The organism is Microcystis sp. (genome assembly GCF_048564745.1).
GTDB lineage: Bacteria > Cyanobacteriota > Cyanobacteriia > Cyanobacteriales > Microcystaceae > Microcystis > Microcystis ichthyoblabe_A.
The window spans coordinates 1-26,698 of the sequence record NZ_JBLZRT010000013.1 but is presented as its reverse complement, the minus strand read 5'-3'; the positions used below and the strand labels follow the sequence as shown (position 1 = coordinate 26,698).

Genomic DNA, 26,698 nt, shown 5'->3' with positions numbered 1-26,698 from the left:
GATGTTATGCTGGTTACAGCGATTTTACTGAATTTCATAATGGGTTTTTCTGTGCTTTTTTGGCCAGCAATGTCTGAAACCCTTGCCACACCTAGAAGGTGATCCTAATCAAGACAGGTAAATGAGTCAATTTCACCCACAACGATGATCTTTTTTTTGTGTAGTTTTATTGCAAAAAAAAAGTTTTTTTGACAAAAAGGACAAATTATGCTGCGGTCTAGCGGATTTCTAGCTGCTAGTAATTATGGGAGAGAAGGGAGCAAGGAGAGAAAGTTCGAGCATTTGTACTAAAAATTCTCATAGGCAGTTTAAATTCAGTACAACAAACCCTAATTATCTAAGAGCAAAGGTCGCAGAAAACCGCCATAATTCTCGTCATCCGTACCGATAAAGACTTCTACTTCACCTCTAGGAGATTCTCTGGTGGTCAGCGCTTCCACTTTAGCACCGTCGATTTCTGCAATTTTTTGGGGATTAGGGGCAAGAATTAGGCTATTATCGGGTGTAACTTGACCGATACGGTAAACAGCACTTCTAAACACTCCCGCACTATCTGGATCGTCAGCGGAAGCTATGTAGATATTACCTTGCTTATCTACGGCTAAATCGGAGATGAGGCGAATATTTTTACCGCTACCAAAAGGACTCCGAAAAGTTACCGACTGAAATTCCCCGAATTTTAAGGGATTGAACGAGATATCCGTCCAGCGAATTTTTGTACTCTCTTGACTATCGGCCCGTTCTGCGTAGATAAATAGATAACGATCGCCTTGCCGACTAACAGCGATCGCCTCTACATTTTCCACCGCGATCGGCCAATTTATTTGCTCAACTATCTTGACTTGTTGCTGGTTGTATGCTGCTAAAAACAGTCTTTGAAAAGGTTTTTTCTCGCCACTTTCAGCCAACAAAAATAAGTTAGTTTCAGGGATATGAGTAATACTTTCGAGATCGTTACTCAATCCCTCTGGATTTGGCCAATCTACCCTTAAAACCTGCCATAATAGGGGTTTTTCCTGCGTAGGCAGCCGTAAAAGACTCAGCCTTGCTTGAGATGGATCACTATTTTTGCCCTTATTTTTGGCATCGTGAACCCCTAGAAAAATATCCGCCTCTACCCAAGCTAAACCACTGAGATCCGGGAGATAAGTCTCCAGTCGTCTCGATTGTTGAGCAAAAGAGACTTGCACGGCCGAAAAAAAGAAAACTAGGGCTAGAATCACCGAAAAAAAAGTTTTTAATCGGCTATTCTTGCTAAAAAAAGCTCTATTCTCTAACACCTATTCCCTAACTCCTAATATCACTGATTAACTCCTCCACCACCCGATTTAAACCGACGGAATGGGAAGCTTTGCATAAAATGCGATCGCCTGAATCGATCACTTCCTTTAAACGATTAATTAAATCTGCGTGAGTTTGAAAACATTCGCAAGCGACCCCAGTAGCCGCCTCAGCAATAAACTTAGCTTCGGGGTCGTCCACCAAGACAAACAAGCGATCTATGCCTAGTTTTTGCACCCTCTCACCCACTTGGCGATGTAATTGCTCCGAAAAAGACCCTAACTCCTTCATCGTGCCTAAAACAGCAATATGACGCTGACCGGGGGTAGCTTTCAGTAAATCCAAGGCCGCTAACATTGATTCTAGACCTGCGTTATAGGTTTCATCGAGGAGTAGGATATCGGTTGCTAATTGGTAACGTTTGGCCCGACCACTGGGTAAATTAACCTTAATTCCCTCTTGCAAAGAAGTCCAATCGATGCCTAAAATTTTCGCTACAGCCAAGGCTGCCATAAAATTTAAAGCATGATGACGACCGGATAAAGGTAAGTTAAAATCTAGTCCATTGACTCGTAAAGTGGTTAAATCCAGTAATTCTCCGACTATATCGCCGCCAGAGAAGCCATAGGTAATTGTTTCCCCCTGCCATACCCGTTTAGCTGTTTCGGTAAGTAAAGGGTGATCGTAGTTAAGAACAGCTATACTACCGGAAGCAGACTCGGCCAATAACTCGCATTTCGCCTCTGCGATCGCCGTTTCCGACCCTAAACGACCGATGTGAGCGGTTCCCACATTAGTAATCACTGCGATCGTTGGTTGGGCGATTTGAGCGAGCAGGGCAATTTCTCCCCGTCCCCGCATTCCCATCTCGATTACAGCACTATCGTGAGTTTCATCCAGTTCGAGGAGAGTTTTCGGCACTCCGATCTCATTGTTATAATTAGCCAGGGTTTTGTGTACCTTTCCCTGGGTTGCTAATACGGAGGCGATTAATTCTTTAGTGGTGGTTTTCCCCACCGATCCTGTAATAGCAATCACGGGTATAGTGAATTGATTCCGCCACCAATGGGCTAATTGCTGATAAGTTTCTAGGGTATTCTGGACTAAAAATACAGGAATATTTTTAGAAGAATTTACCGAAACTGGCTGATCGACAATCAATGTCGCCGCTCCTTTTTCGATAGCCATATCGATAAAATCATGACCATTAAAATTATCACCTTTTAAGGCTAAAAATGCTTGTCCAGGCTCAATACTACGGCTATCAGTATTAATGCCAGATACTAAACTATCGGGACTAAAACTTATGTCAGTCTTATCTTGTAAGGACAATAATTGAGCTAGTTGATTCAGGGATAAATGACAGGGCATAGACAGTAAAAATAATTAGAGTAAATTCCGAATAATCTAGAAGATAGATTGAGGGTTAACGGGGACTTAGATCAGATAAAATCGATTTTTCTTGGCCCTCTCAATCAGAGCTGGTGTCATGTAGGGGCGCAACGTGGTCAGGGAGTTTATCGAACTGCTTGCACCCATAATCTAATATTGTGAATATTTTTCAGCCAATGTCCGAGAGAGCCAACTCAATTCAGTAGAATGACCCAAAATAGGGACAGCCTAAGAAGGGAGCATCTACTATCTAATCACAATTGACTCCTTTACAGCAGTTAAGTAGGTAGGCGTTAAAAGTTGTCAGATGCCCCCCTTATTAAGGGGGGATTAAGGGGGGATCCCCCCGCCTATCTGCACCCCCCTTATCAAGGGGGGCAGGGGGGATCGAACCTAAAATCCATTTTTAATTTAATTATAACCAGCTACTTATCTGATCACCTCCGTAGGACTAGGGCCAGGGTTATTGCTCAACAGGTGGGGAGCGGGGATTAAAAAGTTAAGTAATCTCAACTTCTAGCCAATAGCACCCTGGAACTGGGGGATAATTAAGCCATCGTCATTTAGGCTGCGTTTATCCGTGAAAATTATCGTTATCGGCAGTGGTGGTCGAGAACACGCCCTGGCTTGGAAACTGCTGCAATCACCCGAAGTTGAACAAGTGTTCTGTATTCCGGGTAATGGGGGAACGGCAATTTTACCTCAATGTGAAAATATCCCCCTAGCAATGGAGGATTTTGCCGAAATTAGCCGTTTTGCCCAGGAAAATAGCGTCGATTTGGTGGTTGTCGGGCCAGAATATCCTCTCTCCCTCGGCATTACTGATCATCTTCTCGCCCAAGAAATTGCCGTTTTTGGCCCCACACAAACCGGGGCCTTAATTGAATCGAGCAAATCCTGGGCAAAAGAATTAATGATCGAAGCCGGAGTTATCACCGCCGCCTCGGAAACCTTTACCGATGCAGAATTAGCAAAAACTTATATCCGAGAGCAAGGAGCGCCCATCGTGGTGAAAGCTGACGGATTAGCCGCAGGAAAAGGGGTAATTGTCGCCGAAACCGTAGATACGGCCCTAGAAGCGATCGATGATCTTTTTACCAGTGGCTTTACTAAAGTCGTGGTGGAGGAATTCCTAGAGGGGGAAGAAGTGTCCATCCTCACCCTCACCGATGGGATCAGTTTTCGTTCCCTGCTACCCGCCCAAGATCACAAGCGCATCGGTGAAGGCGATACCGGCAAAAATACCGGCGGTATGGGAGTTTATGCCCCCGCACCCATAGCCACCGCCGCCATTATCGAAGCGGTGGACCGAGACATCCTCGCCCCCATCGTCGCCACCCTACAAAAACGCGGCATTGACTATCGGGGAGTCCTCTACGCGGGTTTAATGATTTCCCCCGCCGGAGAGCCAAAAGTTCTCGAATTTAACTGTCGTTTTGGCGATCCCGAAACCCAAGCGGTTTTACCCCTACTGGAAACTCCCCTGGCACCGCTGCTGCTGGCTTGCGCTCAACAAAAATTAACTGATTTCCCCTCTTTACAATGGCGATCCGGTAGTGCCGTTTGTGTGGTGGCCGCGTCTGCCGGTTATCCCGACCACTACGAAAAGGGCCAGTTAATCACTGGAATTAAGACCGCTGAAACCGCAGGGGCGCTCGTTTTCCACGCCGGCACGGTTTTAAAACACGGCGATATCTTCACCGATGGCGGCCGCGTCTTGGGTGTCACTGCTATGGGAGCCAATTTTAATCAGGCGATCGAACTTGCCTATCAATCGGTGAACAGGATACACTTTCAGGGCATCTATTATCGTCGTGATATCGGCCACCGGGTACGCGAAAAATAAGGGTCAGTATTGATGCTGGGGTAAGGGGGAATAGTTAGGGGTTTTGAGGATTAATTTATTAGCCAATTTCCCCTTTTTTCCCGCATCTCTCACTTAATCTCCGCCTTTTTCTAGGGTAATCTCTGACAAAGGCGAATCTGATTTGTCAAAAAACCAGTAACTATTGATAAAATCATGAAACTGAATCGCCTAACCAAATTGCCATCCCTATGCGAATTTTGCTCTATTCTTATAACTATTATCCAGAACCGATCGGCATCGCTCCCCTGATGACAGAATTGGCGGAGGGATTGGTTAAAAGAGGTCATCAAGTTAGGGTTTTAACCGCCTTTCCTTGGTATCCTAATAGTGAAATCGATCCCGAATACCGAGGAAAAATCTATCTGGAAGAAGAACGAAATGGTGTTAAAATTCAACGTTCCTACGTTTGGGCCCGCCCACAAAGAAGTCTAAAAAATCGTATTTTATTTGAGTTGAGCTTTGTTTTTTTGAGTTTCTTTCAGGCTCTCAAAGGCGAAAAACCTGATCTAATTTTCTTAACTGTCCCCGGATTACCCGTTTGCGTTCCCGCCGCTTTATTGAGTAAATTATACGGGGTGCCGATCATTCTAAATTTGCAGGATATTCTGCCCGATGCGGCAGTTCATGTGGGATTATTAACTAATCAGAAAATGATTAAGGTTTTTAGTAGTCTCGAAAAATTTGCCTACAAAACTGCCGGTAAAATCTCAGTTATTGCCGATGGTTTTACCAAAAATCTCCTCACTAAAAATGTGCCGAGTCAGAAAATTATTGAGATTCCTAATTGGGTTGATGTCAGCTTTATTAAACCTCTGCCGAAAAACAATAATTATTTCCGTCAAGAAAATCATCTTGAGGGCAAATTTGTTGTTTTATATTCTGGCAATATTGCCCTAACCCAACCCCTAGAAACCCTGATCGATGCTGCGGTTCACTTAGTTGACATTCCTGAGATTAAAGTGGTAATTGTTGGTAAAAAAGAAGCACTCGATCGCCTAGAAAAGTATCGCCAACAACAGGGGGCCAGTAATGTGCTTTTATTACCCTTTCAATCCAGGGAAAAATTACCAGAAATGTTAGCGGCAGCCGATGTGGGTATGGTGATGCAAAAACATAATGTTATTTCCTTTAATATGCCGTCCAAAATTCAGGTATTATTAGCTAGTGGTCGTGCTATTATTGCTTCTGTTCCCGCCGATGGAACCGCCGCTAGGGCGATCGAGCGTAGTGGTGGTGGTTTGGTGGTTACTCCTGAAGATCCGGAGGCATTAGCTACGGCTATTTTAAAATTATACAAAAACCCAGATTTAGCAACTATACTAGGAGAAAGGGGACGACAATACGCGGAGGAAAATTATGCCTTTGAAAAGACTTTGGATCAATACGAAAATCTTTTTTCTCAAGTAATTAGTTAATAATTAGGGAATAGGGAATAGGGATAGGGAAAATTTTCCACGACACCTATTACCCAACCCCATCACCCCATCACATCACCCCTAACTCCCAATTCCCTATTTTCATGTTCGATAATTTCTCAACAAAACTCTCCTGGCAAAGTCTCAAACAAGCGATCGCTTTTGTCTTAACAATTATTGCTTTAACTCCAGTGGTTACAGCTTTAATTTCTAGTGTGAATCAGCCCCAAATCCAATCGAATATTCAACTATATCAAACCAATCTCAATCTAGAAGCCACGACTCTCAGCACCGATGCTGATCCTAATAGTGAGGAATTTGCTAATCTTAAATTAATTCAAACTTCCCTGATCGGTGAAGATACTTATAACACTGCCGAGGAACAGTATTTATCAGCCCAGAAAAGTGCCAAAAAAACAATCACCGAACTAGAAAAATCAGCAGTTAATCCCGAACAAAAAAAATCCCTTGAGCGCGACATAAATTCCTTAAAAGATTTAGAACTGAAATTAAGTCTCATTCAAGCTAGTCAAGGTGACTTGGATTCGGCACGGAAAATCTGGCAAGAGATCAAGGAAAAATCAGCATTTGAGAATTATAAACCTGCTGTTTTAAAAAATGCGCTGCTGTTAGAGGGATTGTACAGTGAACCCCCCCAAATTGCTGCCGATGCTGAAGCGAGAATCGAGCGCAATTTTCAAGGATGGTTTCGTTATACCATTCTGGAAAAATTATATAGTCTCGAAAATCGTCAAGAGGATTTACTCGCTTTAGAGGAAGAACAGAGTGAAGTGGCGGCTAATGCCTTAATTAAACTAATTTTGCTGGCTTTCTTGCCTCTTATCGGCGGTTTAATCGGTTTCGTGCTGTTGATCTTTTTATTAGTGCAGTGGCTGCTCCGTAAACAGCGATCGCTGCTCTTTTTAGATGATAGTCTCGCTTGGCAAACTAAGTGGGGAGGAGAAACCCTCTGGTGGGGAATAATTATTGGTTTCTTTTTCGTCGGACAAATTGTTTTACCGGTAATTTTCGGGATTTTATCGAGTTCCTTGAGTCTCAATCCCGAAAAATTTAACCTAGAAGCTAAAGCAATATACGTTGTAGTTAGTTATTTAGCCTTAACATTGAGCAGTTTATCGGTTTTATACCTAGCGATCAAGCCTTTTCGCCCTTTACCTCCCGATTGGTTTCGTTTTAAACTCTTTAGTCCTTGGCTTCTCTGGGGGTTAGCCGGCTATTTTGTCGCTTTACCCATGGTTATTATCGTTTCTTTGCTAAATCAACTAATTTGGCAAGGACAAGGGGGCAGTAACCCGCTGCTGACTTTAGCCCTAGAATCCCAGAATACCTTCGCTTTAATCTGTTTTGGCTTTACTGCTTCCCTTGCCGCTCCTTTTTTCGAGGAAATTGTCTTTCGCGGCTTTTTACTAGCTTCTTTGACTCGTTATCTGCCTGTCTGGGGTGCAATTGCGCTTAGTAGTTTGATTTTCGCCCTTGCTCACCAAAATTTGTCAGAAGTGCTGCCTTTAACCGTCCTAGGTTGTGTTCTTGGCTTTGTTTACACCCGCTCGAAAAATTTATTATCCTCGATGTTGGTTCATAGTCTCTGGAATGGTGGCACCCTGTTAAGTTTATTTTTATTGGGCAGCGGTGCGGGTTAGGTGAGGTAAAAAGTCTCTTAGTCTAGAGATAACTAATCTTCCCCTTTCAACCCTTGCACTTAATTAGATAACCACATCGTTGCTCACCTTGATTGATCCAGTGAGTCCGTTCGATCGTACAATCGGGAAGCAGCAGCGCAAACATTTCTAATTCATGGCCACAGATACTGGGATAGGAACCAGCCACCTCAGCAATAGCGCAATGATGCTCGGCCAGGATATAACTATTTTCTGCTTCCAGTGCCACTAATTCTGCCATATAACCCTCCTCTTGGCGAATTTCCAGCAATTTTCTCATTCTTTCCCCTAAAGACCCCTTCCCGAGGCGCAATTGATATTCTGCCGCTTTGCGTTGCCACTGTTTTTTGAGAATTTCCCCCACCTGTTGCTCTCCCACCGTCTCCACGAGAGTATTGAGGAAAGAAACGGCGAAATTATCGTAATTATGGGGAAAACGGCCACGGCCTTGACGACTGAGACGATAAATGTGCTGAGGCCGTCCTATCTTATTTTGTACCGCAAAATATTCGATCAGTCCTTCCCCCTCCAAATCCTTAAGATGGCGGCGCGTCGCTTGCGGACTAATACTTAACTCTTCAGCCAAGTCTTGGGCGGTAGATTGACCGTTTTTGAGCAAATATTGCAGAATATCGTCTTTCGTCGAGGCGGGTTGAGTCGTGGTCATGATACCAAAAACAGAGGCTTTAGCGTACAATTGCTGAGGGTCAAGGAGCGGCCAATTACCCCTACAGAGTAACCTGAATAACAGAGGTTTACCAGCATCCTCTCAAATTTTCCGTGACTTTGACAACAGCTTTGTTGTTAATCTATTATATAATCAATTTAAACAACTTTATTGTTGTTTAACTGCCTCCCCTGCCTACCGCGTAGAGAGAACACTAACCCCCATGAGTGCAACCACCGTTAAAAACCTCGTTAACCAACCCTACAAGTACGGTTTCATCACCGATATCGAATCGGAAACCATCCCTCGCGGTTTGAATGAGGAGATTATTCGCCTAATTTCGGCAAAAAAGAAGGAACCGGAATTCATGCTCGATTTTCGTCTCCGGGCCTACCATCAATGGCAAAAGATGACCGAACCCAGTTGGCCGCACGTTTCCTATCCTGCCATTGATTATCAAAATATTATCTACTACTCTGCACCCAAACAGAAAAAAGAAAAACTCAACAGTCTTGAAGAAGTTGACCCCACTTTAATCGAAACCTTTGAAAAATTAGGCATTCCCCTTTCGGAACAAAAACGCCTCTCTAACGTGGCCGTCGATGCTATCTTTGACAGCGTTTCTATCGCCACAACTTTTAAAGAAAAACTAGCAGAACAGGGGGTTATTTTCTGTTCTATTTCGGAAGCTTTACAGGAACATCCCGACTTAGTGCAGAAATATCTCGGTACTGTGGTTCCCGTGGGTGATAATTATTTTGCCGCTCTTAATTCTGCTGTTTTTAGCGATGGTTCCTTTGTTTTTATACCCAAAGGTGTCGTCTGTCCGATGGAATTGTCCACCTATTTTCGGATTAATAACGGTGAGACGGGACAATTTGAAAGAACTTTAATTGTCGCTGAAGAAGGGGCATCGGTAAGTTATTTAGAAGGTTGCACCGCTCCGATGTACGATAGTAATCAACTTCATGCCGCCGTCGTGGAATTAGTCGCCCTCGATAATGCGGATATTAAATATTCGACGGTGCAAAATTGGTACGCTGGCGATGCCAATGGTAAGGGAGGTATTTATAATTTCGTCACTAAACGGGGTCTGTGTAAAGGAGTTAATTCTAAAATTTCTTGGACGCAGGTGGAAACTGGTTCAGCAATTACTTGGAAGTATCCCAGTTGTGTCTTAGTCGGCGATAATTCCGTCGGGGAATTCTACTCAATTGCCCTAACTAATAACAAACAACAGGCCGATACAGGTACGAAAATGATTCACATTGGCCGCAACACCAAGAGTACGATTATTTCTAAGGGAATTTCTGCGGGTAACTCCCAAAATAGTTATCGCGGTTTAGTGAAAATGGGACCGAAAGCCAAGGGAGCAAGAAATTACTCCCAGTGTGATTCTATGCTGATTGGAGATAATGCCGAAGCTAACACTTTTCCCTATATTCAGGTGGATAACAACAGTGCTAAAGTAGAACACGAAGCTTCTACTTCTAAAATCGGTGAAGACCAATTATTCTACTTCGCACAACGGGGCATTTCCGAGGAAGATGCTGTCTCTATGTTAGTCAGTGGTTTCTGTAAAGATGTCCTCAGTAAATTACCGATGGAATTCGCCGCCGAAGCTGATAAACTCCTCAGTCTCAAGCTAGAAGGAACCGTCGGATAATCAGTAAAGTAGGGTGGGTTAGGCGATAGCTGTAACCCACCAAAAGCTAAGACAATTTATCCATCAATTGATGATTCGCCGTCAACCCCCAAAACTAATATTTTTGTTCTAGAAAAACATCCCATGAGTGAAGTAATTTTATCGGTAAAAAATCTGACCGCTAGTATTGATGGAAATCAGATTCTTAAAGGAGTTAACCTCGAAATTAAAGCGGGTGAAACCCACGCAATTATGGGGCGCAATGGCTCAGGAAAAAGCACCTTTTCCAAAGTAATCGCTGGACATCCTGATTATGAAGTAACTGGGGGAGAAATAATTTATAAAGGTGAAAATCTTTTAGACAAAGAACCCGATGAACGAGCGCTCATGGGGATATTTCTCGCTTTCCAATATCCCCTAGAAATCCCCGGCGTTAGTAACCTCGATTTTCTTCGCGTTGCCTATAATGCCAGACAAAAACATCTAGGATCGGAAGAATTAGATAGTTTTGACTTTGAGGAATTAGTCGAGAAAAAACTAGAAGTTGTCCAGATGAATCCTAGCTTTCTTAGTAGAAGTTTAAACGAAGGTTTCTCCGGTGGTGAGAAAAAACGTAATGAAATCCTCCAAATGGCTTTATTAGAACCCACTTTAGGAATTCTCGATGAAATTGACTCCGGTTTAGACATCGATGCTTTGCGAATTGTTGCCCAGGGAGTCAATCAATTAGCTACTCCCGATAACGCTTTTTTACTTATCACTCACTACCAGCGTCTGCTCAACTACATTGAACCCGATGTTATTCATGTTATGTACGATGGGCGCATTGTCACCAGTGGCGGTAAAGAATTAGCCCTCGAATTAGAAAGAACCGGCTACGATTTCCTCGACGAACAATTATTAGCCGTTAAATAATCTAGCTATCAGTTATCAGTTATCAGGAGATTGCTTTTATTTATTCTCCCCACACCCCACACCCTACACCCCACACCCCACACCCCACACCCGTTCGGCTGAGCTCACGGCCGAAGCCCACACCCCACACCCTACACCCCACACCCCACACCCCACACCCCACACCCGTTCGGCTGAGCTCACGGCCGAAGCCCACACCCCACACCCCACACCCCAACCCCCACCCCCACCTACCAATGACAGCCATAATCACGAAACCTGAACAATCAGGAGAATTATTGTTAAAATTGTCGCGAGAAACGGTTCCCACTGTCGATAACAGTAAAATTCTCGAATTAAGAGAATCGGGAGCCAGTAAAGCTCAAGAATTAGCCATCCCTGGCAGAAAAGACGAAGAATGGCAATTCACCGATTTAAGTCAACTCTGGGCGATCGATTTTCGCGCTCCCCAAACCGTTACAATCGATAAAAATGCTCTGGCTGTTTTTTTACTGCCCGAAGCCAAAAACAGCCGTATAGTCTTCGTTAACGGCATTTATCAGCCTGAATTGTCCGATATCTCCGCTTTACCCCCCGGTGTCAGCGTCAGCAATCTCGCCAATGCACAAAAAGATGTTCTTGTCAACTATCTAGGGAAAGAAAAAACCCCCGAATTTTTTACCGCACTCAACCAAGCTGGACTAAGCGATGGGGCAGTAATTCACGTCACCGCTAACACCGTTGTCACAACCCCGATACATCTCCTATTTATCACCGTTGTGGAGGAAATTCCCCGCTTTTATCAGCCCCATAGCCTCATCGTGGCGGAAACGGGAGCCAGTGTCAATATTATCGAGAATTACGGAGCTTTAGCCGAACATTGCTCCGATTTACCCGTAAATTACTCTTATTTTACCAACGCTGTCACGGAAATTTACCTCGAAGCCAACGCCGAGGTCATCCATACCAGAGTACAACGGGAATCGGGAGATGGTTTTCACATCGGACGCACGATAATTGAACAAGGGCGCGATAGCCGTTACACTCTCAACGAGATAAATCTAGGAGCTAAACTCTGCCGTCATAACCTCGATATCCTGCAAAAAGGAGAACAAACCGAGACAAATCTGCACGGATTAGCCATGATTGCCGGACAACAAACCGCCGATACCCACAGCGCCATCTATCTCAACCATCCCCACGGCATCGCCAACCAACTGCATAAATGTATCGTTGATGGTAGCGCTCACGCCATCTTTAATGGTAAAGTGTTTGTTCCCAAACCCGCCCAATTAACCAACGCCTCCCAGTTAAATCGGAATTTGTTAATTTCTAACAAGGCACGAGTCAACACCAAACCCGAATTACAAATTACCGCCGATAACGTCAAATGTTCCCACGGGGCAACCATTAGCCAACTGGAAGCCGATGATTTATTCTATCTGCAAAGCCGGGGCTTAAGTGCCGACACCGCCCGCAGTTTGTTAATTGATGCTTTCTCGGCCGAGATTTTAGCTAAAATTCCTCTAGAATCCCTCCGCCAAAGATTGGGGCAATGCGTCGCCTGTCGCAGTGTGGAATAACTCTACCGGGGTGGGTCTCAACCTGCCCAAAGTACCCCTCTGACTCCTGACTAAAATGACAATTATCCAAGAAAAAACCCTCGCCCAAAAAGTCCGCGCCGATTTCCCTATCCTCCATCAAACCGTACACGATAAACCCCTTATCTATCTCGATAGTGCCGCCACTTCCCAAAAACCCATTCAAGTATTAGAAACCCTGCGAAACTATTACGAAAAAGATAACGCTAATGTGCATCGGGGGGCGCATACTTTAAGTGTCCGGGCAACGGAAGCCTACGAAGGAGCCAGAGATAAGGTGGCTAGGTTTATTAATGCCGCTTCTCGTCAGGAAATTGTCTATACTCGCAACGCCACGGAAGCGATTAATTTAGTCGCCTACAGTTGGGCGTTAAATACCCTGAAAGCAGGGGATGAAATTATTCTCTCGGTTATGGAACACCACAGTAATTTAATCCCCTGGCAAATTGTCTGCCAAAAGACGGGGGCAGTGATTAAATATGTGCCATTAACCAGCGAAGAAAGCTTTGATTTAGAACAATATAAATCTTTGTTATCTGACAAAACTAAATTAGTTGCTGTCCTTCATGTTTCTAATACATTAGGCTGTATTAATCCCGTTGCCGAAATAGTCAGCCTTGCCCATCAAGTCGGGGCGAAAGTATTAATTGATGCCTGTCAAAGTGTCCCCCATTTAGCCATTGATGTGCAGGCCATAGATTGTGATTGGTTGGTGGCTAGTGGTCATAAAATGTGCGCCCCCACCGGTATTGGATTTTTGTACGGCAAAGAGGCTATTTTAGAGGCAATGCCGCCCTTTTTTGGTGGTGGCGAAATGATTGCAGAAGTCTATTTAGACCATTTTACCTGTGCGGAACTGCCCCACAAATTTGAAGCTGGAACCCCCGCTATTGGCGAAGCGATTGCTCTCGGTGCTGCGGTAGAATATTTAAGGGGTTTAGGGATGGATAATATTCATGCCTACGAAGAAGAATTAACCGCCCATTTGTTCAAAAAATTAGGAGAAATTGAGGGTTTAAGAATTTACGGGCCGCCACCTAGTTTAACGGGCCAAGGTCGGGCTAGTTTAGCCGCCTTTAATGTGGAAGGGATTCATGCTAGTGATTTAGCTACTTTATTAGACCACGAAGGAATCGCTATTCGTTCTGGTCATCACTGTACCCAACCTCTACACCGCCTTTTTGATGCTTCCGGCAGCGCGCGGGCAAGTCTATATTTTTATAATACCCGCGAAGAAATTGATAGCTTTATTGTCGCTTTACAGGAAACTATTGATTTCTTTGCCAATTGTTTTTCTTAGGGGGATTTCTGGCCCCTTTCCTGTTCTTAAAGAGTGAAGGAAGTTACCTATTATTATCAAGGAATTTGTCCCGAAACGGGCGAGTTATTGCGCTTGCCCCGCACTCTTTTGGCTGAAAAAATCGCCCAAGATTTGATGACAACTATCACCAATCCTCAAGGCAAAATGTATGGAATTTTGTTAGGAGAAAATGCTGCTGGCGAAATAGAAATTTTAAAAGCTTTTTCTGGACAGGGAGAAGCTGCTGGCTGGGTTCCGTCCCTAGTGGGGAGAGAAAAAATTATTCGGGAAGAAAAGCGAGTTTTGCAACTTTTAGAAACAATTAAACAGGAAATTATCACCCTACAATCAATTCCCGAACATAATTTATATCGACTCAATCAAGCAAATTTTGAGCGTAAAATACAAGCTTTACAGCAACAACATCAAACCCATAAACAGGAACGAGATAGATTAAGAAATTCAGGGAATTTAAAGCCAGAAGAATTAGAAAAGTTAAATAATCTCAGTCGTCAGGAAAAAAGAGCAAGAAAGCAATTAAAACAGGAACAAAAACAAGTTTTAGAACCATTAATTGAGAAAATAAACTTAGCCAATCAGAGAATTATTGAACTTAAGCAACAGCGTAGGAACCTCTCCAAACAGTTACAGGAATTGCTGTATCAATCCTACTGTTTAAATAACTTTTCTGGACAATCTCTCTCCTTAGCTAAATTGATGGGCAGTAATTTGTTACCGACGGGAACAGGGGAATGTTGCGCCCCAAAATTATTAAATTATGCCGCCATGAAAGGATTAAAACCCATCGCCATGGCCGAATTTTGGTGGGGAGAATCGAATCGAGATAGAAAACAGGGAGAATTTTATGGCGCTTGTCAAGAAAGATGTCAACCTCTCATGGGTTTTTTACTTTCTGGTTTACGTTCATCCCTAGAAATTATCTACGAAGACGAGGGAATAATTGCTATTAATAAACCCGCGGGATTATTATCGGTAGCAGGACGTTATCAAGATAGTCAAGATGCTGTGGTCAATCGTTTTCGTCGTCAGGGAAAAAATGTCATTCCAGTTCATCGTTTAGACCGAGAAACTTCTGGTATATTATTACTAGCTAAAAGTTTAGATATTTATCGTTGTTTATCCCAACAATTTCAACGGCGAGAAGTGGAGAAAATCTACGAAGCTATATTATCAGAAATTATTGAGCGAGAATCAGGTATAATTGACCTACCTCTCTGGGGAAATCCGCAAAATCGACCCTATCAAACTGTGGACTGGCAAAGGGGAAAAGCTAGTCAAACCTATTTTAAAGTTATCGGTAAAGAAGGCAATTATTCTCGCCTTGAATTTATTCCCTACACGGGAAGAACTCATCAAATTCGCGTTCATAGTCAACAGGGATTAGGGATAGGAATTTTAGGCGATTTTTTGTATAATGGTAAGCAGTCTGACCGTTTATACCTACACGCTAAACAATTATCTTTTCGTCATCCTCAGACCGAAACTAAAATTGATCTAATCATTCCCACTCCCTTTTGAGAGCTATAATTGCTAACAGCAACAAATTAGCTATCTAAATGGAGCAAGAGGACTCCCGTTAAATTTCTCCTTAATTAAAGGCCGCCTTGATCGCTTTTTACCCTAGATTGTGCTATAATGAGAAGTTGGCATTTTTTAGGCAGAGAGCAATTAAAGGAGGTGAATTAGGTTAATGACCCAAGTGGTAGTTGGTCAGAACGAGGCGATCGAATCAGCCCTACGTCGTTTTAAGCGACAGGTAGCGAAAGCGGGAATTTATGCGGATATCAAAAAGCATCAATTTTTTGAAACCCCTCAAGAAAAGAGAAAGCGTAAAGCAGTAGCCCGAAGACGACAAAGAACCCGTCGTCGTTAAATTCCACCAGTCAGAAGCTGAATAAAGGCTTCTGGCTGTCTTTTATTTTGATCGGGTTTTGGGGGTTGGGAAACAGATTAGGGAGCAGGGGAGTAGAGATAAAACAGCTGATGGCTGTCTCTTGCCAGAGTGCCTATCTCTACTGGGAAATTAATTCTGCACGACTGCTTAAAACTCAACCCTTTGACCATAACTTAGGAGATTTTGTAGGGTTGCGAGGCGATTTTCCCAGACTTGTATTTGATAGGCAGATAAATCTTTTTGTCTGGACATCACAGATTTAAATTGATAGCTAAATCGCTTTAAAGCATTTTGAGTTAAAGTCAAATTGCGAGGGCTGGGATTAGTAGCTAATTGTTCTAATAGATTAGCCATTTCGTCCACTTCTTGCCCCCAGGCTTTTAATGTTCCTTCCTCCATTGCCCATAAATTATTCACTATTAAAAAACTCCACTCTTGACGCAGAGAATTAAACCGCGCCGCTGCCGTTTTAAAGGGTTGACGGTGGGGTAAAGGTTCAGCTTTTTTCGTAATTATCGATCCCTGAATGCGATTAAGAATTGTTTGCAGGTTGGGATTGAGATTTTCTGTGGCAAAAAGAGCAAATCCCGAAGTGGGAAGATTGCGAATAAATTGTAGTTGATCGATCATGACTTGATCGGGGACTTTTAACAGACGGATACCGGGTATAATCAGAGCATTTCCTGCAATTTGTCGATCAAACAAAGACTTGGTTTTCTCTTCTAAAGTCCCTGTATCGAGAGCATAAGTCATTAAAAAGATCAGGTCTATCCATTGATTTCTTCCCCATTCTTCCCAGTTTTGTTGAATACGATATAATCGTTCTTTTTGTTCTAGTGGAAACACCGCCGCCGACATTTTTAAGTTAGGGCGAATCTGTTTTAAGCGAGTAGAAACCTGCGAGACAAAAGTATCAACCTGACGGATTTTAAAGCTAGTCCATTGTTCCCATAAAGCACCCCGAGGATTTAAAGTAATCGGATCAACTCCCGTCATTTGTTTAAATAACCAACGGCCGGATTTACCATAACCATAGGTTTGATTAGAATTTTGATTCTGGAAGGGATAGCGAATATAATCTAACTGCAAGCCATCCACGTCGTAATTCTTGACAATTTCCTCGTAAAGAGATAAAAGATAGTTCTGTACGTCGGGATTAGCAGGATCAAAAAAGGCCTTTTTCGTGCCTTGACTATAATCAAAATAACCACCACTTTTATTTGTTGCCCCCCAATCGGGATTACGCGATAAAACCGGTCCGAGATAATCTAATGGTTGCTCTAATACTTTATTATGAGCTTGATTAGCCGCCGCAAAAACCCACACCCATGCGTGGATTTCCATATTGCGTTCATGGGCTAATTTAACGGCAACTTTTAGGGGATCCCAACCTCTGGTTAAAGGGTTTTGTTCGGGGGCAACTTGACTGGGATAAATAGTATAACTAGCATTAACTGTCTCGAAAAAGACCACATTAATACCCGCTGCCGCCATGCGATCGAATACTTTAGCTAAATCGTCCTCATTTTTAGCTTCTACGATCGTGCCTCGATCTAACCACATTGCCCGTATTTCTGGCTGGGCAAATTGTCGATTAGTGGGATAATTATCCCAAAGATTTCGCCGCGCTTGTAACCAAAATTCCCGCGCTTGGGTATAGTCCCCCTGAGCGATTAAATTCTGAAAATTATTTAAGGTTCCTTGGGCATTTTCTAGGGCTAAACGGAATCGTCTGGCTGTATCTGTGGTGGGGGAGTTTTTCGCCCGCTCATGAAATGCTTGTGCTAGGGATTTATCAGTAGTTAAGGTGTTATTATTGCTGGCCTCTAAAGCTAAGAGAGTCGCCCCATAACGCCCGATTAATCCCTGCAATTCCGCCGTCATCTGGCTAATTTGTTGAGGAGTTAGGCTCGCTCTGGGGGGAATTGCCTCGGTATTCGGGCTTAATCTCGTTGTTTCACTGGGGGGATTTTCTAAAATCTGGGGTAGAGGGCGACGGGGTGAGATCGCTGTTGGTGTATTGTTAATATTATTAACTATTGTTGAGTTTCCTTGACAATAGGGGGCAATTGTGTTAACAGAAGAACTGCGATTAATGCCGTAGCGTTGCAGGGCGGTTTCTAGCCAAGCACTATCGAGGGCGAGATTAGCGACGGCATCGCTGCCCCAGCGCCAACCGAGAAAAATCGAGTTATTATTGAGGACAACGGCGGGGGGATTGTTGCGCGCCCCCCAGACGGCAACGGTTTGGCTATTAACTCCAGTGGGGATAACCACACCACCGAGGAGACTGCTGGCTAAAGGTTTTTGGTTTTTCAGTTCACCTAAATTAGTCGGCCGCAGGGTGTAAGCTTGGGAGTGAGGATAAGCCCAGTAAGCCCCAAATAGCGATCGCAGTTGCTCGCGCACCGCAGGTTCCGAAAGATTTCCCGCCGGACCGGTGACGATAATTTTACCACCGCGATTCAGCCAACGACTCAAGACACTAGCTTGTAAACCGGAAATAGTCTCGACGTTGGGGATGATGAGAACCTTAATTTTATTCAAATCCGCGTCGCTTTGCCACTGATTACTCTGGAGAATGCAGTAATTAACCCCGACATTTTGCAAACGATCAGTGATAGCTGTCCATTGATTGGCATTTTCTTGACTTTTTAACACTGCCACCGGTGTCGCTAAAACTGGGATCGGTAGTAAGACAGCAACACAGGACAAGAGGCAGGTAATCAGGGGCTTGTTAAAAAGATGATCAAGACGGAAGAACGATCCCAGCACGTTTTTTTCTCTTAATTTTTTTGGTTAACTCCTCCTGATCTTACCCAACTTAGCCAAAAAATAGTATCTTGGGGAACAAAAATTGCGTCTTAGTCGTCGGCAACGCGGGTGTTGGGGTTTTAGGGTGTTGGGGTTTTAGTTGAAATTCCCCATTCCCCCATTCCCCCATCTCCCCATTCCCCCATTCATAATTCATAATTCATAATTCATAATTCCCATCTCCCCATCCCCCCATTCATAATTCATAATTCATAATTCATAATTCATAATTCCCCATCCCCCTACAACTGTAAAGACAATTGCCGAAAGTGATCGCCGCGATGTTCAAAACTTTGGTATTGGTCAAAACTAGCGCAAGCGGGCGATAATAACACCACTTTAGCCTCTTTTTCTAGTCCTAGTTCGGCTGCGCGTTGAACTGCCCTGTCCATCGTCTCTACACATTCATAATCTTGATAACCTGCTGACTGTAAACGACGGGCAAAATCGGCGGCAGCGTCACCAATAAGCAGCACGGTGGCGACTTTTGCCTTAATTTCAGCGATCCAAACCCGATCATCCCCTGCTTTTGCTTCCCCCCCCGCGATTAAAATCGCCGGACTAGGGACAGATTTTAAGCCCACTGCGGCGGCATCGTAGTTAGTTGCTTTACTATCATTAATAAAGTCTAGTCCTTTGTAAGTACAAATGTACTCTAGACGATGGGCAACTCCGGGGAAAGTAGCGATCGCTTCGGTAATGGCTTTTTTCTCGATTCCCGCCAATCTAGCGGCGGCCACAGCCATAAGCAAATTCTGCTGATTGTGACTACCCACCATTTTCAGCAGATTAACCGGGGCAATTAACTCCCCAAAAGCCACGATCCAGTTATCTTGCAGATAAACACCACGACTAGGATCGCCCAAAAGTGCCTCTTTGCCCTTCACAGAAGTCCAATAAGCTTGTTGCCATTGACTAACACCGATTTGACGCAGATAGGGATCATCACCGTTGAGGATTTGGCGATCGCTTCTTTGCAGTAAAGAGGCTTTAATCTGATAATAATTTTCCAGAGTTTGATGACGACTGAGGTGATCGGGGGTAAAAGTTGTCCAGATGCCGATTTTCGGCGATAAATCCCGACTGGACTCGATCTGATAACTACTAATCTCCGCAATAATCCAATCGTATTTATCGGCTTTTAAAGCCAATTCACAGGCAGCATAGCCGATATTACCGCAGGAAGGGGCATTTAACCCCGCTTTTTGAAAAATAGCGGCACAGAGGGCGGTGGTGGTGGTTTTGCCGTTAGTTCCCGTAATCCCCAACCAGGGGGAAGATTGCAGATAACGCCAAGCTAATTCTAATTCTCCGATCGTATCGATGCCTTTTTCTCTGGCAGTAATTAAAATCGGGGCATCCCAAGGCACGCCGGGGCTAACCACGATAAGATTAGGCAAGTCTGAAGCCTCTAGACTGAGATTTTGACCAAGATTGACCATAATTCCTTCTCTTTCCAGATTGGTTTTGGTTGCTTGTAAACTGGGAGAATCAGAGCGATCGCTTAATGTCACCTGCCAACCATCCCGTTTTAAGCATCTTGCCGCTGCTATTCCCGATCTTCCCAATCCAATAATCGCCGCTTTCGCCATCTTGTTGCCACTCTACTCAAGAGTCAATTTTTAGCAATCTCTATCCTACTGTGGATTAGGTCGAGTAATAACTAGGGTTTGCGGCAAAAAGTTTTTCGGTGGGGGCAGGGTGTGGGGTGTAGGGTGTGGGGTGTAGGGTGTAGGGTGTAGGGTTTTAGCGATTTTGAGCGGGTCAATTACCTAATTTTCAGGGAAAAAGTACCTGAATTTTCCACCCGATCACTCCCAGATCTGGGACTTTTTGGTTTCCAAAAAGTCTAAAAGTTTTACCCAACAAGGTTTTTAGATTTATTGAACAAACCCTAGCTATCTTCCAAGAAAACAAAATTCTCTCGCTTACGTCTAGATCGATAAAATAAATGCAAGTACGATCTCAATAACAACACACCCTATTTATGAATCTAAAATCATCCTTAAAATTTACCCTACTGTTTTCACTTCTGGGGGGTTGTCTCCTGACTACACCGAGTCAAGCAACTCTCTTTGAACAAAGAGAAGTTAATCAAGAGGATTTTATCGCTATTGCCCGACCCTACGGTAACGGTAAATACGATTTACTGATTTTGCAACAAATCCCCGGAAAACGCCAATGTTGGGCGGTAAATGGCAGAGAACCGACCATTGTTCAGCCTCTCCTCCTCGATTTCGATTTTACCGGCAGTTGTGAACGGGCCACCGACAGTAACGGTTATTCCCTTCGCATTCAGGGCAAAGATTACGGTTTAGAATACCTGCTGCGTATCGTACAACGCAACGGGGAATTAGTCCTCGTGGGAACCCCCCGCAATCCCAGGCAATCGGAGGTAATTGTTGGACGGACAAAAGGTTTAGGGACCGGTTTAATCCAAATTTATCTCATCGATGGCTGGCGCTTTACTAAACGCAGTCTAGCCGGTCAAAATCTCGGTCATATCTATCTAACTGCCGATAGTCCCAGTTTCAATCCTCCTCCAGAATTACTCGCGGGTACCCAATCGTCTATCCCCCCCACACCCCTCCCCAGAGAATCCGTCAAAGCAGAAACACCGGTTAATCCTGCTGCTAATCCCGAAGTGCGAGAATATACCTTTACGGCTGCAGAAACAGCAGTACAGAGCAATCCTCAGCCAGTGGTCAGTAATCCAGTACCAGAGCCAAATTTTACGCCACAGACCCCAGTTACCCCTAATTTACCTCCCCTAACTCCTCCCCTTCGACTTGGCTCAGGGCAAGCCAATGCTCAGAATAGTAATACAATTGTACCGCCGCCGCCGCCGCGCAACCTAGGCAATCAGAGAAGTTTATCGGATGTGATTACTTTTAATCGACCGGCTGCTAATCCCAGTAGTGGCAATACTAGCAATAGTGGCCGCAAAGGCTTTAAAGTAGTAATCGAAGCTAAAAACGAGAGCGATCGCACCAAAGTTCGTTCTCTCTATCCCGACGCTTTCCCCACTTCCCACCAAGGTCGTCGCGTCTGGCAAATAGGCGCGTTTAGCAGTCGTGATAAGGCTGAAAACGCTTTACAAAGTCTTGCTCCCTTGCGCGGATCGATCGTACCATTTTAGGGAACGCTGGAACTGCGGAACGGTTAACAGATAGTGGATAGGGGAAATGGGAAAATGGGGGAATTTCAACTAAAACCCCAAAACCCTAAAACCCTAACTCTCAACTCCGGCCTCCTGACTCCTGACTCCTGACTCCTGACTTCTAGAGTAACTGATAACTGATAACTGATAACTGAAAACATGGAAATATCGGAACTAAAAAAAGGTATCGAGATAGTAGGATCGCGCCTGGGTAAAACCCAGGACTATCTTTGACTTACCCACTTTAAGGGCCAAAATTAAAGACTTAGAACAGGTGGCAGCCGTCCCCACTTTTTGGGATAATCCCGATACTGCTCAAAAAACCCTGCAAGAACTAAACGAGTGTAAATCTTCTTTAGAAACCTATCAAAGTTGGTGTGAACAATTAGAAGATACTAAGGCAATTATCGAGTTATTAGAATTAGAATCCGATCGAGCTTTACTAGAAGAAGCGACGGACAATTTAACCCATTTACAGCATGACCTCGATCGCTGGGAATTGCAACAGCTTTTAAATGGTCCCTACGACGCAAAAGGAGCAGTTTTAACGATTAATGCGGGGGCCGGGGGAACCGATGCCCAAGACTGGACAGAAATGCTCCTGAGAATGTATTCTCGCTGGGCCGAGAAACAGGGATATAAAGTCACTTTAGCGGAAATATCAGAAGGAGATGAAGCGGGAATTAAATCGGTGACAATTGAGATTGCTGGAACCTACGCTTACGGTTATCTGAAAGGAGAAAAAGGCACCCATCGGTTAGTCAGAATTTCCCCTTTTAATGCCAATGGTAAACGTCAAACCAGTTTCGCCGGGGTGGAAGTGATGCCAATTTTAGGCGATGATGCGGTGAGGGTAGAAATTCCCGATAAAGATTTAGAAATTACCACCACTAGATCGGGGGGAAAAGGTGGACAAAATGTTAATAAAGTGGAAACTGCCGTGCGTGTGGTTCATCTTCCCACAGGCATCGCTGTGCGTTGTACCCAAGAGCGATCGCAATTACAAAATAAAGAAAAAGCCCTAGCTTTATTAAAGGCGAAATTGTTAATTATTGCTCGGGAACAACAGGCTCAAGCGATCGCCGAAATTCGCGGCGATATGGTGGAGGCCGCTTGGGGCAATCAAATCCGTAACTATGTTTTTCATCCCTATCAATTAGTTAAGGATCTGCGTAGTAATGTGGAAACCACCGATGTTACCGGGGTAATGAATGGGGATTTAGATAGCTTTATTGAAGCCTATTTACGTTTGGGCGGGAACAGTGCAGGTTATACTGATTCCTAAGATGAGAGCAGCTCTATTTTCTTGCAAATTCTGTTCTTATTGCTTGTTAAGCTATTTGTCCTCTACTAAGAAGAAAAATCAATGGTTATTATCGAGATTACCAATGTGGAAGAAATATTGAGCGCAAAAATTGGCTCTTTCGCCGCTAAAATCGTCCAAGCTCTAGCAGATGATGAAGGGAAAGTGGAAGAGGTTCTCATCAAAGAATTACAGGCTAATTTTCAGGAAAGGGGAATTAAAGCTAATCTGTTTAGCGTCACTGGGTTAGATATGCTCGGCAATGGCAGGCTAGAAGTTAACGTTAATGTTCGTTCTGCTAATATGATGTCCTAAGAGAAGATAAAATCGCCAATGGTTGGGTTTAACTATGTTTAACCCAACCTTATTTTGGTAGTTACCGTCAAAGGCAATGGCAACGAAGCTTGAGGTTATAATAAACCAACAAAATGTAACGGTCCTTGACCGGTAATTAATTCGATAATAATTGCCAGAAAACCGATCATCGCTAATCGACCATTCCACACCTCGGCTGCCGTTGTCATCCCCCATTCCCAACGTTCCTGGGGATACATTTTCATATTCGCTTTCGGATGGGTAATTTGCTCGAAAGTGGTGGGTTTTTCCTCTAGGGATTTGACCACTAACTGGGAGAGAGATTCGATAAACATCGGGTGAGTGTTAAGAGCCGGTACTCGCTGAAAATGTTCAATTCCCGCTTCTTCCGCCACTTCTCGGTACTCTATATCGATTTCTTGCAGGGTTTCGATGTGTTCCGAGACAAAGCTAATCGGCACGACCAATAAATTCTTAATTCCCTGCTCTCCCAACTCTTTTAAAGCATCTTCAGTATAGGGTTTTAGCCATTCCACCGGACCGACGCGACTTTGATAGGCTAAAGTGTACTGATTGGGTCGGTTGAGCGTACGCATGATCGCCCTAGTGCATTCTTCAATTTCCCTTTGATAGGGATCTCCCGCTTCCTCCACATAACTTTGGGGGACACCATGGGCGCTAAAAAAGATATGTACTTGGTCAGGATTAGCACACTGCTCTAACTCTCGCGCAATCAGATCCGCCATAGCACTCAGATAGGTGGGATGATCGTACCAAGAGGGGATGAGAGTATATTCCGTCAAACGTAGATAGGGATCCTGCTGCCACATTTCCTCCAGTACACGAAAACTGGAACCACTGGTGCTGATGGAAAATTGGGGATAAAGGGGGAGAATAACTAATTTTTTGATATGATCCCGTTTAATCCGCTCGATCGCTTCTTCGGTGAAGGGGTTCCAATAACGCATCCCGATATAAACGCTCACCTCGCGGCCCATTTCCGCGAGACGTTGTTGCAGTGCCGTGGCCTGTGCTTCCGTAATCTTGAGTAAAGGGGAGCCACCACCAATCTGACGGTAATTTTCTTGGGATTTACTCGCTCTTAGCGTCGATATTAACCAAGCTAACGGTTTTTGTAATCCTTTGATCGGTAAACGGATGATCTCTGGGTCAGAAAAAAGGTTAAATAGAAAAGGACGCACATCCTCTAACCGCTCCGGCCCACCCAAATTTAATAATAAAACGCCAACGCGACCCATAGTGTTAACAGATAATTTTTAAATTTTCAGATTCTTTACCAAGTTTAACAATATATCGGTGGAACCGTTAAAACAAATTACAGGCTACAGAGAACTTAATCAAATCTTGGAGGTTGATCTTGGCTACAATTTTACGTCCCCTCAGTTATCAATATCAATGGCTTTACGATGGTATCTCCCGTCTGGCTGCCCTAGCAGTGGGTGGCGAGTCCCGTTTTCGGCAATTGGCCCTAGAAGGTTTAAAAATCGCTAAAAATGACCCTATCCTCGATCTCTGTTGTGGTGCGGGTCAAACCACCCGTTATTTAGTCCCCCTATCCGATCACTGTACCGGTTTAGATGTCTCTCCTGTGGCTCTGGAGCGAGCTAGTTTAGCGGTACCGCAAGCGCATTATGTGGAGGGATTAGCCGAAAAAATGCCCTTTAGTGCCGGAGAATTCGCCTTTGTTCATACTAGCGCCGCTCTCCACGAAATGGAACCAGAGCAGTTAGAGGAAATTCTTAAAGAAGTGTATCGAGTTCTCAGACCGGGGGGAATTTTTGCTCTCGTGGATTTTCATCGACCCACTAACCCGCTTTTTTGGCCTTCTTTAGCCCTATTTTTGCAATTATTTGAAACCGATACCGCTTGGCAGTTTATCGATCGGGACTTGATCCAATCTTTACAGGCGATCGGTTTTCGTGATTGTCAACAAAAATTATACGCTGGTGGTAGTTTACAGGTGATTCAAGCGGCCAAGTGAAGGGATGGATCCGGCATTATTTTCAGGGGCTGTCGGTCATTTATACTAAATAAGGCAACGGTTTTTTAATCAAGCTGAGTTCGATCGACTCGCTGCCAGTTATTTTTGAGAAGTTAATGACTAGAGCAAAAATTCTACAACCTGATTTAATTTTAGGGGATACGATTCTCGGTCTCACTCTGGAGATTTTGAGTCAGCATCAGATTAAGGGATTGATTCTCGATGTGGACGATACCCTTGTTCCCCTCCAGGAAACGACGGTTTCTGACGATTTACAGCGTTGGGTCGATTCCTTGCGTCTTTATCTACCGATTTGGTTGGTCAGCAATAATCTCAGTGAAAATCGCATCGGCGCGATCGCTGATAATTTACAACTTCCCTACCTTCTCGGTGCGGTGAAACCCTCTCGACGCAAACTCCGGCAAGCGATGGCAGCCATGAGTCTCCCCCCCCAACAAATTGCTATGGTTGGCGATCGCTTGTTTACCGATGTTTTAGCGGGAAATCGTCTGGGAATGTTTACCATTCTGGTGAAACCAATGGTAAATCCCTTGACGGGGGGGGCAGCTTATCCAATCCACGATTTTGAGGTGTGGATATCACAAATTCTCGGCGTTTCCCTGCATCCGCAGCATTACTTAATAAAACCTGACCAATCCTCACAAAAGTAAATATTAAAAAATACTTAACTATAGAGGTAAATGGCGAAAAGTAGGAAATACTATAGAGGATTTGAAATGAGGTCAGCCGAGATAAAGACCTTAACGAAAATATGGCACGGGAATTCCCCACCCTGAGCAAGCGCACTGGTGGGGATCCCCCGACCGCCTTGTTTACCTCCGATCAAAGCCTGTACTATAATAGACCTCTTGTAAAAATCAAAAATCTTCCCTTAGGTGAGGAGCCAGTAGTCAGTATTCAGGAGAATTAAGAATGAGAATTAATCAATTAAATGCTCTGTTTAGGGATTTTATGCAATTTTATGCCTATTTTTCTCATTTTTGAACTCTCAAAAATTAATTAGGCAAGAACTCTCATCTCAAAAGCTTAGTCAAGTGATGGGAGCAGTCTGGTGGTGGGATTATCTCAGGTAGCTCTCAACAAGGTTTGACCAAAGCTCAAAAACGAAGAAAAAACAGCTTGGTTAGGAGAATGTTACTCGCAGGTTTTGCAGCCAACGACTAGGTCATTAGGCATTGAGAATAAATAAACTTTATAGATAAAACTCCTTCTACCCTTTTGAGAAAAGGTGAAACATGATTAAGTGTAAAACTTATTTATGCTTACTGCCTAACGATTAAGTAGTATAGACCTCTTGCATAAATCCGAAAACAAACGATAGAAACAATAATGGGAGGGACTTTCAGTTAATTATTTATTAGTAGTTGATAATCTTCAAAAATGTTGCTGTACAAGGATCGACTTAAGACTTTTGCAAGAGGTCTATT

Annotated in this window: 20 protein-coding genes; 14 read left to right on the top strand and 6 right to left on the bottom strand. The window is 43.9% G+C overall.

The genetic code is table 11. The annotated features are described in order from the left end of the window. Positions 1 to 329: 329 nt before the first annotated feature. Positions 330 to 1,280 carry a hypothetical protein gene (locus ACOCD9_RS02295; RefSeq protein ID WP_287703622.1) on the bottom strand — a complete coding sequence of 317 codons (951 nt, stop codon included), beginning with the start codon at positions 1,278 to 1,280 and terminating at the stop codon, positions 330 to 332. Between the two features lie 7 nt (positions 1,281 to 1,287). Then, positions 1,288 to 2,652, bottom strand: a complete 1,365-nt coding sequence (locus tag ACOCD9_RS02290) for a UDP-N-acetylmuramoyl-tripeptide--D-alanyl-D-alanine ligase (RefSeq protein ID WP_287703624.1) — start codon at positions 2,650 to 2,652, stop codon at positions 1,288 to 1,290. A gap of 601 nt (positions 2,653 to 3,253) precedes the next feature. Here ACOCD9_RS02290 and purD point away from each other — a divergent pair. The 3 genes from purD to ACOCD9_RS02275 all read left to right on the top strand — a co-directional run bounded on the left by purD (position 3,254) and on the right by ACOCD9_RS02275 (position 7,616). Continuing rightward, complete coding sequence (gene purD, locus ACOCD9_RS02285; RefSeq protein ID WP_419546266.1) at positions 3,254 to 4,519, top strand: phosphoribosylamine--glycine ligase; 1,266 nt, start codon at positions 3,254 to 3,256, stop codon at positions 4,517 to 4,519. 209 nt (positions 4,520 to 4,728) lie between these two features. Beyond that, entirely contained in the window at positions 4,729 to 5,955 is a 1,227-nt protein-coding gene (locus tag ACOCD9_RS02280; protein ID WP_419546265.1) for a glycosyltransferase family 4 protein, read from the top strand. A gap of 104 nt (positions 5,956 to 6,059) precedes the next feature. Further along, positions 6,060 to 7,616, top strand: coding sequence for a CPBP family intramembrane glutamic endopeptidase (locus tag ACOCD9_RS02275; protein WP_419546264.1), 1,557 nt, complete (start codon positions 6,060 to 6,062; stop codon positions 7,614 to 7,616). A gap of 46 nt (positions 7,617 to 7,662) precedes the next feature. Here ACOCD9_RS02275 and sufR read toward each other — a convergent pair whose 3' ends face one another. Continuing rightward, positions 7,663 to 8,301 carry an iron-sulfur cluster biosynthesis transcriptional regulator SufR gene (gene sufR, locus ACOCD9_RS02270; RefSeq protein ID WP_079209125.1) on the bottom strand — a complete coding sequence of 213 codons (639 nt, stop codon included), beginning with the start codon at positions 8,299 to 8,301 and terminating at the stop codon, positions 7,663 to 7,665. Between the two features lie 223 nt (positions 8,302 to 8,524). On the opposite strand from sufR, the gene sufB reads away from it, so the two are divergent. The 6 genes from sufB to rpsU all read left to right on the top strand — a co-directional run bounded on the left by sufB (position 8,525) and on the right by rpsU (position 15,635). After that, positions 8,525 to 9,967 (top strand): Fe-S cluster assembly protein SufB, encoded by a 1,443-nt coding sequence (gene sufB / locus ACOCD9_RS02265; RefSeq protein WP_036395285.1) that lies wholly within the window; start codon positions 8,525 to 8,527, stop codon positions 9,965 to 9,967. Positions 9,968 to 10,090: 123 nt separating this feature from the next. Further along, positions 10,091 to 10,861 (top strand): Fe-S cluster assembly ATPase SufC, encoded by a 771-nt coding sequence (sufC, locus tag ACOCD9_RS02260; RefSeq protein ID WP_419546263.1) that lies wholly within the window; start codon positions 10,091 to 10,093, stop codon positions 10,859 to 10,861. Between the two features lie 236 nt (positions 10,862 to 11,097). Then, positions 11,098 to 12,423 carry a Fe-S cluster assembly protein SufD gene (sufD, locus tag ACOCD9_RS02255; protein ID WP_419546262.1) on the top strand — a complete coding sequence of 442 codons (1,326 nt, stop codon included), beginning with the start codon at positions 11,098 to 11,100 and terminating at the stop codon, positions 12,421 to 12,423. A gap of 55 nt (positions 12,424 to 12,478) precedes the next feature. Then, positions 12,479 to 13,741 carry a SufS family cysteine desulfurase gene (locus tag ACOCD9_RS02250; protein ID WP_287169971.1) on the top strand — a complete coding sequence of 421 codons (1,263 nt, stop codon included), beginning with the start codon at positions 12,479 to 12,481 and terminating at the stop codon, positions 13,739 to 13,741. Positions 13,742 to 13,774: 33 nt separating this feature from the next. Beyond that, complete coding sequence (locus ACOCD9_RS02245) at positions 13,775 to 15,280, top strand: pseudouridine synthase (protein ID WP_419546261.1); 1,506 nt, start codon at positions 13,775 to 13,777, stop codon at positions 15,278 to 15,280. Positions 15,281 to 15,452: 172 nt separating this feature from the next. After that, complete coding sequence (gene rpsU, locus ACOCD9_RS02240; protein WP_002738938.1) at positions 15,453 to 15,635, top strand: 30S ribosomal protein S21; 183 nt, start codon at positions 15,453 to 15,455, stop codon at positions 15,633 to 15,635. Between the two features lie 168 nt (positions 15,636 to 15,803). Here rpsU and ACOCD9_RS02235 read toward each other — a convergent pair whose 3' ends face one another. Further along, positions 15,804 to 18,431, bottom strand: a complete 2,628-nt coding sequence (locus tag ACOCD9_RS02235) for a glycoside hydrolase family 10 protein (RefSeq protein ID WP_419546260.1) — start codon at positions 18,429 to 18,431, stop codon at positions 15,804 to 15,806. Positions 18,432 to 18,712: 281 nt separating this feature from the next. Continuing rightward, positions 18,713 to 20,062, bottom strand: a complete 1,350-nt coding sequence (gene murD, locus ACOCD9_RS02230) for a UDP-N-acetylmuramoyl-L-alanine--D-glutamate ligase (protein ID WP_419546259.1) — start codon at positions 20,060 to 20,062, stop codon at positions 18,713 to 18,715. Positions 20,063 to 20,457: 395 nt separating this feature from the next. Here murD and ACOCD9_RS02225 point away from each other — a divergent pair, with 395 nt between their 5' ends. The 3 genes from ACOCD9_RS02225 (at position 20,458) to ACOCD9_RS02215 (ending at position 23,248) form a co-directional block, all read left to right on the top strand. After that, a complete protein-coding gene (locus ACOCD9_RS02225; RefSeq protein WP_419546258.1) occupies positions 20,458 to 21,609 on the top strand; it encodes a DUF3747 domain-containing protein in 1,152 nt (383 codons plus the stop codon). A 180-nt stretch (positions 21,610 to 21,789) separates the two neighbouring features. Beyond that, a protein-coding gene (gene prfB / locus ACOCD9_RS02220) for a peptide chain release factor 2 (protein WP_196219750.1) occupies positions 21,790 to 22,915 on the top strand; the annotation gives its coding sequence in 2 pieces (ribosomal slippage) (positions 21,790 to 21,861 and positions 21,863 to 22,915; 1,125 coding nt in all). 81 nt (positions 22,916 to 22,996) lie between these two features. Further along, positions 22,997 to 23,248, top strand: coding sequence for a hypothetical protein (locus ACOCD9_RS02215; protein WP_002739055.1), 252 nt, complete (start codon positions 22,997 to 22,999; stop codon positions 23,246 to 23,248). A 95-nt stretch (positions 23,249 to 23,343) separates the two neighbouring features. Here ACOCD9_RS02215 and hemH read toward each other — a convergent pair whose 3' ends face one another. Then, entirely contained in the window at positions 23,344 to 24,507 is a 1,164-nt protein-coding gene (gene hemH / locus ACOCD9_RS02210; RefSeq protein WP_002738693.1) for a ferrochelatase, read from the bottom strand. A gap of 119 nt (positions 24,508 to 24,626) precedes the next feature. On the opposite strand from hemH, the gene ACOCD9_RS02205 reads away from it, so the two are divergent. Both ACOCD9_RS02205 and ACOCD9_RS02200 read left to right on the top strand, forming a co-directional pair. After that, positions 24,627 to 25,250 (top strand): class I SAM-dependent methyltransferase, encoded by a 624-nt coding sequence (locus ACOCD9_RS02205; protein ID WP_287704276.1) that lies wholly within the window; start codon positions 24,627 to 24,629, stop codon positions 25,248 to 25,250. A gap of 116 nt (positions 25,251 to 25,366) precedes the next feature. After that, positions 25,367 to 25,921 (top strand): YqeG family HAD IIIA-type phosphatase, encoded by a 555-nt coding sequence (locus ACOCD9_RS02200; RefSeq protein WP_287704274.1) that lies wholly within the window; start codon positions 25,367 to 25,369, stop codon positions 25,919 to 25,921. The last annotated feature ends 777 nt before the right edge of the window (positions 25,922 to 26,698 follow it).

Bases quoted from the DNA above. Each gene is read 5' to 3' on its own strand.
- ACOCD9_RS02290 (WP_287703624.1), bottom strand. From the start codon at position 2,652: ATGCCCTGTCATTTATCCCTGAATCAACTAGCTCAATTATTGTCCTTA.
- ACOCD9_RS02280 (WP_419546265.1), top strand. From the start codon at position 4,729: ATGCGAATTTTGCTCTATTCTTATAACTATTATCCAGAACCGATCGGC.
- ACOCD9_RS02275 (WP_419546264.1), top strand. From the start codon at position 6,060: ATGTTCGATAATTTCTCAACAAAACTCTCCTGGCAAAGTCTCAAACAA.
- sufR (WP_079209125.1), bottom strand. From the start codon at position 8,301: ATGACCACGACTCAACCCGCCTCGACGAAAGACGATATTCTGCAATAT.
- sufB (WP_036395285.1), top strand. From the start codon at position 8,525: ATGAGTGCAACCACCGTTAAAAACCTCGTTAACCAACCCTACAAGTAC.
- sufC (WP_419546263.1), top strand. From the start codon at position 10,091: ATGAGTGAAGTAATTTTATCGGTAAAAAATCTGACCGCTAGTATTGAT.
- sufD (WP_419546262.1), top strand. From the start codon at position 11,098: ATGACAGCCATAATCACGAAACCTGAACAATCAGGAGAATTATTGTTA.
- ACOCD9_RS02250 (WP_287169971.1), top strand. From the start codon at position 12,479: ATGACAATTATCCAAGAAAAAACCCTCGCCCAAAAAGTCCGCGCCGAT.
- rpsU (WP_002738938.1), top strand. From the start codon at position 15,453: ATGACCCAAGTGGTAGTTGGTCAGAACGAGGCGATCGAATCAGCCCTA.
- murD (WP_419546259.1), bottom strand. From the start codon at position 20,062: ATGGCGAAAGCGGCGATTATTGGATTGGGAAGATCGGGAATAGCAGCG.
- ACOCD9_RS02225 (WP_419546258.1), top strand. From the start codon at position 20,458: ATGAATCTAAAATCATCCTTAAAATTTACCCTACTGTTTTCACTTCTG.
- ACOCD9_RS02215 (WP_002739055.1), top strand. From the start codon at position 22,997: ATGGTTATTATCGAGATTACCAATGTGGAAGAAATATTGAGCGCAAAA.
- hemH (WP_002738693.1), bottom strand. From the start codon at position 24,507: ATGGGTCGCGTTGGCGTTTTATTATTAAATTTGGGTGGGCCGGAGCGG.
- ACOCD9_RS02200 (WP_287704274.1), top strand. From the start codon at position 25,367: ATGACTAGAGCAAAAATTCTACAACCTGATTTAATTTTAGGGGATACG.